Below are 13,126 nucleotides of genomic sequence, written 5' to 3'. Positions count from 1 at the left end.
AAAATTGCGATAGGACTACACATCAGCAATTAGTTTGGGTATAGTCCGCAGTTGAAAATGAAGAGGCATTCTGATGAGACACAAGATAGTTGCTGGCAACTGGAAAATGAACGGGCAGCTGCAGCAGGTGATTCAATTAAGTAAGGAACTTAAAGAATTACTTAAATCTATGAACAATGTGCAAGTGATCGTAATGCCTCCTGCGATTTATATTTCGCAAGCTAGAGATATTCTTGCTGACTGTACAATTGATATAGGTGCCCAGAATGTGTATCCCAAGGATTTTGGTGCTTACACTGGCGAGATATCAGCACCTATGTTAAAGGATTTTAACTGCCGCTATGTTTTGGTAGGGCACTCTGAGAGAAGACATTTTTTTCACGAGGATGAAAATTTTGTGGCACAAAAATTCCACCATGTAAAAGAACATGGTATGATACCGATTCTTTGTGTCGGTGAAACGTTAGCTGAACGTGAAAAGGGACAGACAGAACAAGCAATTGCCAAGCAACTGCTTGCAGTAAGTAAACACGATAAAAATTGTTTTCGTGATTGTGTTATAGCTTACGAACCCGTTTGGGCAATAGGTACAGGAAAAACTGCATCACCAGAACAGGCACAGGAAGTACATCAGTTCATTAGAAATCTGGTTGCAGAAATAAATCATAGCGATGCTGAGTGTTTATCACTTCTTTACGGAGGAAGTGTGAACGAAAATAATGCCAGGGAGTTATTTGCCATGCCCGATGTAGATGGTGGCTTGGTTGGCGGTGCATCGTTGAACGCGAAACAGTTTGTGGAAATTGTGAAATGTATCAATTGATATTAATGATTCATGTAATTGTTGCTGTAGTCTTAATAGGCCTGGTTCTTATCCAGCATGGTAAAGGTGCTGATATTGGTGCGGCTTTTGGATCTGGAGCTTCGAATACCTTATTTGGAAGCCAGGGTACAGGTGGATTTTTATTTAAACTAACTGGTGGTTTGGCGCTGACGTTTTTTGTCACCAGTTTATTGTTATCCTATTTGGTGTCTGTGCAATATCAAAAAGCGGATCAGCAAATAATTCCTCAACAAACAAGTGTACCTGCGAATTCAGTACCAGTACCAGTAGATAACGGTAAGAAAAAATAAATAAAATATTCTTTTTCTACACATAAATGTAGAGAAGATTAGGAATGAATTAATAATTATTAATAAAGAATTGCCGAAGTGGTGGAATTGGTAGACACGCCGTCTTGAGGGGGCGGTGGCGAAAGCCGTGCCGGTTCGAGTCCGGCCTTCGGCACCATTTTAATCCGTACAAGGTGAAAAAATGCTATCTCAATATTTACCTGTTCTTATTTTCATAATTATCGGATTGGCATTGGGCTTAGCAATGTTAGGGGCAGGTTCTCTTCTTTCAAAGCACAATCCCGATAGTGCCAAGAACGCTCCCTACGAATGTGGGTTTGGTGCATTTGAGAGTTCCCATATTCCATTTGATGTTCGCTTTTATCTAGTTGCAATATTATTTATTATTTTTGATTTAGAAACTGCATTTTTCTTTCCGTGGGCTTTAGCTTTACGCAAAATTGGTTGGTTTGGTTTTGCTGGAATGATGTTATTTTTAGGATTGTTAGTGATTGGCTTTATTTATGAATGGAAACGAGGCGCATTAGATTGGGAATAATCTAAGAATGCGAAATAGAACTTGTTTGCAATTCTACTGTCCTTACTGCAAGGCCGCGATTTCCTGTGCCCTGATATGCACCTACTTTTAAGTATGTTGCAGCGGTGCTCGAAATCAACGCCTCAGGACTTAATCAAGCTAATTGTAAACGGGTTTAATTCACTTCTGATCGTAACTTCATAAAGAAGAAATCAATCAGAAGTGGTTTTTTTTTATTAATAATTTTACTGCTTAGAGGCTAGCTATGGCGGTTGCAGAATTGCAAAAAAGTGGCTTTGTAACGACTTCAGTCGAAAAACTTCTCGGATGGGCACGTAGTGGTTCTATGTGGCCTATGACTTTTGGATTGGCATGTTGTGCAGTAGAAATGATGCATGTAGGTGCAGCACGCTATGACCTGGATCGGTTTGGAATTATATTTCGTCCCAGTCCACGGCAATCGGATGTAATGATAGTTGCTGGTACTTTATGCAATAAAATGGCTCCTGCCTTGCGTAAAGTTTACGATCAAATGCCTGAGCCACGATGGGTAATTTCCATGGGCTCTTGTGCGAATGGAGGTGGCTATTACCATTACTCCTATTCTGTAGTTCGAGGGTGTGATCGTATTGTGCCAGTTGATGTATACGTGCCAGGCTGTCCTCCAACTGCTGAAGCATTACTGTATGGCATTATTCAATTGCAGAACAAAATCAGGCATAAAAAAATCTTAGAAGCTTAAGCTCATCAAAGGTGCAAAATAGATGACAAAAAATGATTATTTGGTTGAACAACTCAAAACAGAACTGGCGACTCAAATTAATGATATTACTGTCGCTTATGATGAGGTAACCATTGAGTGTGATGCATCAAATTTAAAAGCAATAATGTTGGAGCTACGTGATCTAGAAGCGTTTTGTTTTGATCAGCTTATTGATTTGTGTGCCGTGGATTATTTGCTTTATGGTGAATATGATTGGGAAACTGATTCCGCGACTGAAAGCGGGTTTTCTCGGGGAGTAGAGCGTCAAGAATTTAAGGTTTATGCTCTCAATAAACCACGTTTTGCTGTAGTATATCATTTACTTTCAACAAAACTAAACCATCGATTACGTGTTAAGGTATTCGTTGATGAGTCTCATTTAATAGTTCCGTCAGTACATCATTTATGGAAAGGCGCAAATTGGTTTGAGCGCGAAGCCTATGATTTATATGGTATTTTATTTGAAGGACACCCTGATTTAAGACGTATTTTGACAGATTATGGCTTTATTGGACATCCATTTCGTAAAGATTTCCCACTCAGTGGTCATGTTGAAATGCGCTATGACGCAAAATTTGAAAAGGTCATATACGCTCCAGTAGATATTGAACCCAGAGTTTTAGTGCCCAAGGTTATTCGTAATGATAACCGTTATATTGGTGATGAAAGGGGCGAATAATGATTGAATTAAAGAATTACACCTTAAACTTTGGTCCACAACATCCTGCCGCGCATGGTGTTCTACGCTTAGTTCTCGAGCTTGAAGGTGAAACCATAGTTCGTGCAGACCCTCATATAGGATTATTGCATCGTGCTACAGAAAAACTAGCAGAAACAAAACCGTACATCCAATCGATCGGCTACATGGATAGACTCGATTACGTGTCCATGATGTGTAATGAGCATGCTTATGTGCGTGCAATCGAAAAACTTTTAGGTATAGAAGCTCCGATTCGCGCTCAATACATCCGTACAATGTTTGATGAAATAACTCGTATTTTGAATCATCTGTTATGGCTGGGTGCTATCGCACTGGATATTGGTGCGATGACTGTGTTTTTATATTGTTTCAGAGAGCGCGAAGATTTATTTGATTGCTATGAAGCTGTTTCAGGGGCACGAATGCATGCTACCTATTATAGACCTGGTGGTGTTGCACGAGATCTTCCTGATACTATGCCTAAATACAAAGCATCAAGATGGCATAACGAGCGTGAAGTTGACAAGCTTAATGAAGATAGAAGCGGTAGTTTGCTTGATTTTCTGTGGGCATTCACTGAACGATTCCCTCGCTGTGTTGATGAATATGAAACTTTATTAACCGAGAACAGAATTTGGAAACAACGTACCGTAGACATCGGTGTTGTTTCACCAGAAGAAGCTTTGCAATGGGGATTTACAGGGCCAATGCTTCGTGGTTCAGGTGTTGCTTGGGACTTACGTAAAAAGCAAAGTTATGCGGTATATGACCGCGTGGATTTTGATATCCCAGTAGGTAAAACGGGTGATTGTTATGATCGCTACTTGGTACGTGTTGAAGAGTTAAGACAATCAAATCGTATTATCAGACAATGCATCGAGTGGCTCAGAGCGAATCCCGGCCCTGTCCGTCTTGATGACCATAAGGTGACACCGCCGCGTCGTGTGGAAATGAAAGAAGATATGGAGTCATTAATTCATCACTTTAAATTGTTCACCGAAGGTTTTTGTGTGCCATGCGGGGAAGTTTATAGCGCGGTTGAGGCACCAAAGGGTGAGTTTGGTATTTATATGGTTTCAGATGGTGCTAATAAACCCTATAGACTGAAAATTCGCGCTCCTGGGTTTGCCCATCTGTCCAGCTACGATGCAATGACTCGCGGACACATGATCGCTGATGGAGTCGCTATTTTAGCGAGTCAGGATATAGTATTTGGTGAAATTGATCGTTAATTTGTGACATGTCAGTTCTTACGATTATTAAAATGACATTCCAGAAAATTGCAATTTAAATTAATAAAGGTTTAGAAATGTCTGATAATTCAGCAAAAATATTACATCAATTGGTGTCCGCTTCACGAATAAAGGACATTGATCATTGGATAGCGAAATATCCAAAAGATCAAAAGCAATCGGCTGTAATGAGTACTCTGCGTATTGTTCAAGAAGAGCACGGTCATTTAACGACAGAATTAATGGATGCTGTAGCTGAGTATCTCGAGATGCCTTCTATTGCCGTATATGAAGTTGCTAGTTTTTATACTATGTACGAACACAAGCAGGTTGGGAGACATTCGATAAACGTATGTACCAATATCTCGTGCATGTTACGTGACTCGGCTGCAATTGTTAATTATTTAGAAAAAAAATTAAGCATAAAATTAGGTGAAACGACAGATGATGGACGTTTTACTTTAAGATCTGTTGAGTGTTTAGGTGCCTGTGTTAACGCACCAATGATGCAGGTGGACAAGGATTATCATGAAAATCTGACTCCTGAATCTATAGATAAAGTGTTGGAAGAATACCAATAAAAGCTAGAGGTGGTTACCGTGGTTGAATTAAATCAAGTTTGTTATCGAACATTTCATCTACCAGAGCCTTGGACGCTATCTGCTTACGAAAGTGTTGGTGGGTATAGTGCATGGAGAAAAATACTAAAAGAGCAAACTTCTCCACAGGCAATTATTGATGAATTAAAAACATCTGCCTTGCGAGGTAGAGGAGGAGCAGGATTTCCAACCGGATTAAAATGGAGTTTTATGAATCGTAACAGTCCGGTACAGAAGTATGTGGTATGTAATTCCGACGAAGGCGAACCGGGTACATGTAAGGACCGTGAAATTCTTACATCAAATCCTCATCAGCTTATTGAAGGAATGGCGATTGCCGGATATACCATGGGCTCCACTGTAGGATATAACTACATTCGCGGTGAATTTTGGTTGCCTTATGAACGTACAGAAGCTGCGCTGCAAGAAGCTTATGCAGCAGGTTTGCTTGGTAAGAATATTTTAGGCTCCGGTATTGATTTTGATTTGTATAATCACTTGGGTGCTGGCGCTTATATATGCGGTGAAGAGACTGCATTGCTTAACTCCCTAGAAGGGAAAAAAGGTCAACCGAGATTTAAACCCCCATTTCCTGCTAACTATGGTTTATACGGCAAACCTACAACTATAAATAATACCGAAACCTTTGCTTCTGTTCCGGTTATTATGGAAAAAGGCGGCGAGTGGTTTTTAAAAATTGGCAAGCCCAATAATGGTGGAGCTAAATGCTTTAGCGTGAGCGGGCATGTTAATAAACCTGGAAATTATGAAATTCCCTTAGGAACGCCATTCAAAACACTTCTTGAACTTGCTGGTGGAGTGATCAAGGGGCGAAAAATTAAAGCAGTGATCCCTGGCGGTTCGTCCATGCGTGTACTACCTGGTGACATAATGATGGAACTTGATATGGACTATGACAGCATACAAAAAGCAGGTTCAGGATTAGGTTCTGGTGCGGTCATTATTATGGATGAAACAACCTGTATGGTTGATGCATTATACCGCATTTCTGAGTTTTATATGGATGAGTCTTGCGGTCAATGCACTCCATGTCGTGAGGGTACAGGCTGGTTAGTCCGATTATTGCACCGTATTAAAGAAGGCCATGGTGAGCCTGGGGATGTAGAAAAACTAGTCAATGTTGCGAATAATATCGAAGGACGCACTATTTGTGCACTAGGCGAGGCAGCAGCTTGGCCTGTACAAAGTTTTGTAAAGCATTTCCGCGATGAATTTGAATATTTCGTTAAGCATAAACGCTCGATCGTCGCAGCATAATTAAAAAGGTTTAACCATGACTACAACTATTGAAATCGACGGTAATACATTTGAAGCAGAAAACGGTAAAATGATCATCGAAGTTGCCGATGAGGCAGGTATTCATATTCCACGTTTTTGCTATCACAAAAAATTATCTGTAGCTGCAAATTGTCGCATGTGTTTAGTTGAGGTAGAAAATGGCCGCAAGCCAGTTCCTGCATGCGCAACTCCAATTACCGATGGAATGAAGGTATATACCAAATCGAAAGAAGCATTACATTCTCAAAAAGTAGTCATGGAGTTTCTTCTTATAAACCATCCCCTGGACTGTCCCATTTGCGATCAGGGTGGAGAGTGTGAATTGCAGGATATTTCAATGGGATATGGAGCTGATGAATCAGAATATAAAGAAACCAAAAGATCAGTAGATGATGATAACTTAGGAACGTTGATTTCAACTGAAATGACTCGCTGTATCCATTGTACGCGCTGTGTTCGCTTTGGTGAGGAAATCGCTGGATTAAGAGAGTTAGGTGCAACAGGCCGTGGTGAACACATGCAAATTGGAACCTATGTTCAGCACAGTATGAAATCAGAAGTTTCTGGTAATATTATCGATTTATGTCCTGTTGGTGCGTTAACTTCAAAACCATTTCGTTTTACTGCGAGAGCTTGGGAGCTTGCCCAGCATGATGGTGTAGCACCGCATGATTGTCTCGGTTCAAACATTTATCTGCACACGCGTCGAAATCAGTTAATGCGTATTGTTCCTAAGGAAAATGAGGCAATAAATGAAACTTGGCTTGCTGACAGAGACCGATTTAGTTATTTGGGATTAAATAGTCCACTAAGAGCCAGTAAACCTCAGATTAAGCGTAATGGACAATGGGAAATTGTCGATTGGGAAACGGCTCTAAAATTTACCGCAGAAGGACTGGCTCGTGTCATAAAACAAAATGGCACTGAGCAAGTGGCGGCTTTTTGTTCGAGCTCCTCTACATTGGAGGAAATGTATTTGCTGCAAAAATTAATGCGTGACATTGGTGTTCATAATCTTGATCACCGATTGCAGCAAGTAGATTTTAAAGATCAGGACCGTCAGGCGACCACACCAAAAAGCTCATTGCCATATGCAGAGGTTGAATTAAAAAATACAATAGTGCTTCTTGGCTGCAACATTGATCGAGAAGTTCCTCTAGCTGGTGTAAGAGTACGTAAGGCTGCTCGTAATGGAGCTCAAATTTATGCCATAAATCCAGTAGATTTTGAATATCGTTTTGAACTTAGTGATCGATTCATTATTTCACCCTTGGAAATGCCAATGCAGCTTGCTAAGCTGGCTTTAGCTCTTGCTGGCGATATAAAAAATCTACCTACAGAAGTGCAAAAACTATTGATAGGTCTTGAGCCAGATAAAGCAACTCAACGTGTTGCCAAAGCATTGAAAGACGAGCAGGCCTGCTTAATCACTGGTGCCCTTTGTGAAAATCATCCTGAGGCGGCTTTATTGCGCACATTAGTTTTCCATATCGAGAAATTAAGTGGGGCTAAAGTTTTAAGGCTTACCCATGGTGCAAACACAGCAGGTGCTTGGATGGCGGGAATGGTCCCTCATCGAACCACTGCCGGCAAAGCAGACTCGACTCCAGGTATGGATGTACAAACAGCACTGAACGCAAAACTTAAAGCATATTTTCTAATGGGAGTGGAGCCAGGTTTTGATTTTGCAAATCCTTATGGCGCAAGACAATCCATGTTGGGTGCGGAATTCGTTGTATTAATGTCAGCTTATAATCATGAGTCAATGCACGATTATGCCGATGTCATTTTACCCATGGCGCCATATGCTGAAACCTCTGGCACATACATTAATATTGATAATACCTGGCAAACAGTAAAAGGGGCTTTGACTCCTCATGGTGAATCTCGGCCTGCATGGAAAATATTGAGAGTACTTGGTAACTTATTGCATTGTGATGGCTTTGAATATCTGTCAACCGAAGATATCTTGTCAGAAATTAAAAATAGTGTTGCAATCACAATGGAGCAAGAATATAAACCCTATTATCCTGAGAGCTTGCCTCTAATTGATCAATCATTGATTCGAGTAGGTGAGTGGCCACTCTATCGTAGCGACGCAATTGTTAGAAACGCTATAGAGCTGCAATTATGCGCCGCTGCTGAATCAGCATGCATACGTATCAATCCGACGACTGCAGATAGATTGAAATTAGACGATGTTGCTACTGTATCTCAGGGAGATATTGAGATAACATTGCCGCTTAAACGTGATGAACGCATTGCGGCAGATGTTGTATGGGTAGCAAACGCGATGCCTGAAACAGTTGATTTGGGTCATTCATTTGCTGCAATAACTATTAAGCGCTAGGCAGGTAAGAAAATGCTGCAAGATATTGGCATATTAATTTGGATCATCATTAAAATATTAGTAATCGTAGTGCCATTGCTACTATGTGTTGCTTATTTAATCTATGCAGAGCGTAAGGTTATTGGCTACATACAAGCACGCATAGGACCAAATCGTGTGGGTGTACGCGGATTGCTCCAGCCAATTGCGGATTTAATAAAGCTAATTACTAAAGAAATTATTATACCTACACGTTCTAATAAATATCTTTTTATAGCTGCACCGTTGTTTGCATTGGTTCCTGCTTTGGCAGGTTGGGCCGTTATTCCCTTTCAGGAAGGCATAGTCCTAGCAAATATTAATGCGGGTGTACTTTATATTTTTGCAATGAGCTCACTTGGAGTCTATGGCGTTTTAATCGCTGGATGGGCGTCTAACTCCAAGTATGCTATGTTTGGCGCTTTAAGAAGTACTGCACAAACTGTGTCTTATGAGATTGCTATGGGCTTTGCTTTAGTAGGTGTGCTGTTGGCTGCAGGCAGCATGAATCTCACGGATATTGTTAATTCACAAAAAGGCGGCATTTTACATTGGTGGTTTATTCCCTTGCTTCCATTGTTTTTCGTGTTCTGGATTGCTGGAATCGCCGAAACAAATAGGGCGCCTTTCGATTTGGCTGAAGGTGAGTCTGAAATTGTTGCGGGATTCCATGTGGAATATTCTGGAATAGGGTTCGCACTGTTCTTTTTATCCGAGTATGCGAGCATGATCCTCATCTCGGTACTCCTCAGTATCCTGTTTTTAGGTGGTTGGATGTCACCATTTGAAGGGATTCCATTTTTAGAGAACATATTTTTTGTTGTACCCGGATTTGTTTGGTTAATCGTAAAAGTTTGCTTTTTCCTATATGTGTATTTATGGATAAGAGCTACTTTTCCTCGTTATCGTTATGACCAGCTTATGCGTTTAGGTTGGAAGGTACTCATTCCGGTCACCATTGTTTGGATTATTGTAACTGCGTTAATGGTTGTTACACATGTTAAACCTTGGTTTTAATGATTAATAGAGAAGCCGATGAAAAAAGCATATCAATATATTAAATACTACATACGCAGTTTTCTTTTAATAGAATTATTGCAGGGCTTAAAGCTAACTGGTAAATATTTTTTTAAGAAAAAAATAACAGTACAGTTTCCAGAGGAGCAAACCCCAATTTCTCCCCGTTTTAGAGGAGCACTTGCTTTACGCCGTTATCCAAATGGCGAAGAGCGTTGCATTGCGTGCAAATTATGTGAAGCAGTTTGTCCAGCGCTGGCAATAACCATAGAATCAGAACAACGTGAGGACGGCTCGCGTCGTACAACGAGATATGATATTGATGTGTTTAAATGCATTAATTGTGGTTTATGTGAAGAATCTTGCCCTGTAGATTCAATAGTTGTTACGCCAATACATCATTACCATGTCAGTGAACGTGGTCAAAATATTATGACTAAAGAGAAGCTCCTTGCTATTGGTGATTTGATGGAGCCGAAACTTGCAGCAGATAGAGCTGCAGACGAAAAATACCGATAACGGGGTAAAGTATGCATGAATTACTAATTCAGATTATTTTTTATGTTTTTGCAGCTATAGCAGTAGGTGCTGCGTTTATGGTAATTATTCAAGACAATCCTGTTCGCAGCGTTTTATTTCTTGTAGTTACTTTTTTTGCAAGCGCCATATTATGGATGCTAGCCCAAGCAGAGTTTCTCGCACTAATTTTAGTATTGGTGTATGTGGGAGCCGTGATGACACTGTTCCTGTTTGTTGTGATGATGCTTAATATTGATGTTGAAATCATTAAGAGTCATTACAGAAGATATTTACCTTTTGGTTTAATTCTTGTTGCTTTATTAACAGGGCTCTTAATGGTATCCATTCCTGAAGGTACATTTAAGGCAAATGTTGAAACGAAAAGCAACGAGGTAATGAGTACGCAATTCCTTAATAGCAGTACTAGCCAAAACAATTCTGAAGTACAGCCCATATCAAATACTGAAGCGTTGGGCCTGGTTCTGTATACAGACTATTTGCTCGCTTTTGAAATTGCGGCTGCACTGTTATTAATTGCAATTATTTCTGCAATTACCTTGGTACATAGAGGTCCCAGAAAATCGAAAAGGCAGGACGTAAAACAACAAATTTTGACACGTAGAAATGAGCGGGTTGAATTAATTAGTATGAAAGCAGAAAAATAAGGTTGGGGAATTCCATATGATACCTGTTAATGATTATTTGATTCTGGGAGCGATTTTATTCGGCTTTGGTCTTATTGGTATAATGATGAATCGTAGAAACATCATTTTGTTGCTAGTATGTATCGAATTAATGTTGCTTGCTGTAAATACGAATTTCGTAGCTTTTTCCCATTATTATAACGAAATTGGTGGTCAAGTTTTTGTCTTTTTTATTTTAACAGTTGCTGCTGCAGAAGCGGCAATAGGATTAGCCATAGTGATGCTGCTATTTAGAAATAGAGGCAACATTGACGTTGATAAGATGAATCATTTAAAAGGTTAACATTGTGAGTATCCAACAACTTTGTCTAATAGTCGTTTTAGCTCCCTTAGCAGGTTCCATAATTGCCGGTTTTTTTCGTAATCAAATCGGTAAATCTGGAGCTCATACAGCTACTATTTTGGGAGTTACAATTTCTTTTGTAGTGTCACTGTATATTGCTTGGCAATTATTTTCAGGAGCTATTTCAACTGAAAACTCAGTGGTTTACCATTGGGCAGATGGTGGATTAATTCTTCCGTTTGAATTCAATATAGGTTTTTTGATTGACCCTCTTAGCGTCGTTATGCTTGTTACTGTAAATTTCGTTTCTTTGCTGGTGCATATTTACAGTATTGGATATATGGCAGAGGACGATGGTTACCAGCGCTTTTTTAGTTATATTTCCTTATTTACCTTCATGATGTTGATGTTAGTGAGTGCCAACAATTTTCTGCAATTATTCTTTGGTTGGGAAGGTGTAGGGTTAGTTTCTTACCTGCTTATCGGATTCTGGTACCAAAAAGAATCAGCGATTGAAGGAAGTCTTAAAGCATTCATCGTGAACCGCGTGGGGGATTTTGGTTTTCTATTAGGTATTGCTTTGATTTTTGCTTATACAGGAAGTATCGATTATGAAACTGTTTTCAAAAGCGTAAGCTATCTTACAAGTCAAAATATAGAATTATTTCAAGGCCACCCTTGGTCTTTAGTTACTGTGATTTGTCTCGCCTTATACGTTGGGGCTATGGGTAAATCTGCACAAGTTCCATTGCATGTATGGTTACCTGAGTCGATGGAAGGCCCAACACCTATTTCCGCACTGATACATGCTGCAACCATGGTTACAGCTGGGGTATTCATGATTGCACGTATTTCGCCTCTAATTGAGTTTTCTACTACGGCATTAAGCGTGGTTCTGGTTATTGGTGCAACCGGAGCACTCTTTACAGGTATTTTAGCGGTGGTAATGAATGACATTAAACGCGTTGTAGCGTATTCAACTTTGTCGCAGCTTGGCTATATGATGGTTGGCATGGGTGCTTCTGCTTATAGTGCAGGAATGTTTCACCTGCTCACACATGCTTGTTTTAAAGCGCTTTTGTTCCTTGGAGCTGGTTCAGTAATCATGGGAATGCACCATGAACAGGATATGCGAAAAATGGGTGGCTTATGGAATAAAATGCCAATTACATATGTGACCTTCATAATTGGCTCTCTGGCTCTTTGTGCTTTCCCACCGTTTGCGGGTTTTTATTCGAAAGATACTATTATTGAAGCGACTCAGCTATCACAAATTCCAGGCAGTAGTTATGCTTACTTTTGTGTGGTTGTTGGTGCTGGGGTTACTGCTCTATATACCTTTAGATCCTTATTTATGACGTTTCATGGTAAGCCACGTATGGATGAGCATACTTTAAGTCATATTCATGAGTCACCATGGGTAGTTTGGCTGCCACTTGTTTTACTTGCTATTCCTTCAATTATGCTGGGTTATGTGTTGTACATGCCAATGCTTTTTGATAATCCAACTATTTTAAGCTCCTCTTTATTTGTTCTGCCGCAACATAATGTTTTGGCAGAACTCGCTCATGAAATTACCTCTCCCTTTGAAAGTATGTTGCATTCAGTATTTTCGCTGACGTTTTGGATTACAATAGCGGGGATTGTTATTGCTTGGGTTTGTTATATCGCTGTTCCATCGATTCCAGGCTACTTGGCACGTTCCTTTTCGCTCGTTTACAAAATACTTATTAATAAATATGGCTTCGATGCGTTTAATAATTTAGTTTTTGTAAAAGGATCTAAGGGCATAGGAACTGTATTTTACAGTGTGGGTGATCAAAAGATGATTGATGGTTTGGTTGTAAACGGTAGCAGTCGACTGATTAGGTGGTTTTCAACCAAAGGTCGTGCGGTACAAAGTGGTTATCTGTACCATTATGCAGCGGTAATGGTTTTTGGATTGCTTGGATTTTTATGCTGGTTGATACTCGGCTGAATATAGGGTGAAG

General features: G+C 40.0%; 14 protein-coding genes and 1 tRNA gene. All 15 read left to right on the top strand.

The window, feature by feature from the left end; all coding sequences use genetic code 11:
* The first annotated feature begins 73 nt into the window (after positions 1–73).
* Entirely contained in the window at positions 74–823 is a 750-nt protein-coding gene (tpiA, locus tag Lpar_RS02880; RefSeq protein WP_058516497.1) for a triose-phosphate isomerase, read from the top strand.
* A complete protein-coding gene (gene secG / locus Lpar_RS02875) occupies positions 811–1,134 on the top strand; it encodes a preprotein translocase subunit SecG (RefSeq protein ID WP_058516496.1) in 324 nt (107 codons plus the stop codon). Before tpiA ends, secG begins: the two co-directional genes overlap by 13 nt.
* A gap of 72 nt (positions 1,135–1,206) precedes the next feature.
* Positions 1,207–1,291, top strand: a tRNA-Leu gene (locus tag Lpar_RS02870).
* Between the two features lie 24 nt (positions 1,292–1,315).
* Complete coding sequence (locus tag Lpar_RS02865) at positions 1,316–1,672, top strand: NADH-quinone oxidoreductase subunit A (RefSeq protein ID WP_058516495.1); 357 nt, start codon at positions 1,316–1,318, stop codon at positions 1,670–1,672.
* 244 nt (positions 1,673–1,916) lie between these two features.
* Entirely contained in the window at positions 1,917–2,393 is a 477-nt protein-coding gene (locus Lpar_RS02860; protein WP_019232910.1) for a NuoB/complex I 20 kDa subunit family protein, read from the top strand.
* 22 nt (positions 2,394–2,415) lie between these two features.
* Complete coding sequence (locus Lpar_RS02855) at positions 2,416–3,093, top strand: NADH-quinone oxidoreductase subunit C (protein WP_058516494.1); 678 nt, start codon at positions 2,416–2,418, stop codon at positions 3,091–3,093.
* Positions 3,093–4,346: an NADH-quinone oxidoreductase subunit D gene (locus Lpar_RS02850; protein ID WP_058516493.1), complete on the top strand. Its 1,254-nt coding sequence runs from the start codon at positions 3,093–3,095 to the stop codon at positions 4,344–4,346. The genes Lpar_RS02855 and Lpar_RS02850 overlap by 1 nt, the downstream gene beginning before the upstream one ends.
* 77 nt (positions 4,347–4,423) lie before the next feature.
* A complete protein-coding gene (gene nuoE / locus Lpar_RS02845; protein WP_058516492.1) occupies positions 4,424–4,927 on the top strand; it encodes an NADH-quinone oxidoreductase subunit NuoE in 504 nt (167 codons plus the stop codon).
* Positions 4,928–4,945: 18 nt separating this feature from the next.
* A complete protein-coding gene (gene nuoF / locus Lpar_RS02840) occupies positions 4,946–6,223 on the top strand; it encodes an NADH-quinone oxidoreductase subunit NuoF (RefSeq protein WP_058516491.1) in 1,278 nt (425 codons plus the stop codon).
* Positions 6,224–6,239: 16 nt separating this feature from the next.
* A complete protein-coding gene (nuoG, locus tag Lpar_RS02835; protein ID WP_058516490.1) occupies positions 6,240–8,594 on the top strand; it encodes an NADH-quinone oxidoreductase subunit NuoG in 2,355 nt (784 codons plus the stop codon).
* 12 nt (positions 8,595–8,606) lie between these two features.
* Complete coding sequence (gene nuoH / locus Lpar_RS02830) at positions 8,607–9,629, top strand: NADH-quinone oxidoreductase subunit NuoH (protein ID WP_058516489.1); 1,023 nt, start codon at positions 8,607–8,609, stop codon at positions 9,627–9,629.
* Positions 9,630–9,647: 18 nt separating this feature from the next.
* Positions 9,648–10,148: an NADH-quinone oxidoreductase subunit NuoI gene (gene nuoI, locus Lpar_RS02825; protein ID WP_058516488.1), complete on the top strand. Its 501-nt coding sequence runs from the start codon at positions 9,648–9,650 to the stop codon at positions 10,146–10,148.
* A gap of 11 nt (positions 10,149–10,159) precedes the next feature.
* Positions 10,160–10,813, top strand: coding sequence for an NADH-quinone oxidoreductase subunit J (locus Lpar_RS02820; protein WP_058516487.1), 654 nt, complete (start codon positions 10,160–10,162; stop codon positions 10,811–10,813).
* A 16-nt stretch (positions 10,814–10,829) separates the two neighbouring features.
* Positions 10,830–11,135: an NADH-quinone oxidoreductase subunit NuoK gene (gene nuoK, locus Lpar_RS02815; protein WP_058516486.1), complete on the top strand. Its 306-nt coding sequence runs from the start codon at positions 10,830–10,832 to the stop codon at positions 11,133–11,135.
* Between the two features lie 4 nt (positions 11,136–11,139).
* Positions 11,140–13,113, top strand: coding sequence for an NADH-quinone oxidoreductase subunit L (gene nuoL / locus Lpar_RS02810; RefSeq protein ID WP_058516485.1), 1,974 nt, complete (start codon positions 11,140–11,142; stop codon positions 13,111–13,113).
* Positions 13,114–13,126 lie beyond the last annotated feature (13 nt).

Origin of the sequence: Legionella parisiensis (assembly GCF_001467945.1) — a bacterium.
Lineage (GTDB): Bacteria > Pseudomonadota > Gammaproteobacteria > Legionellales > Legionellaceae > Legionella > Legionella parisiensis.
Note: the sequence above shows the minus strand (reverse complement) of the source record. Positions and strands in the feature narration are given on the sequence as shown.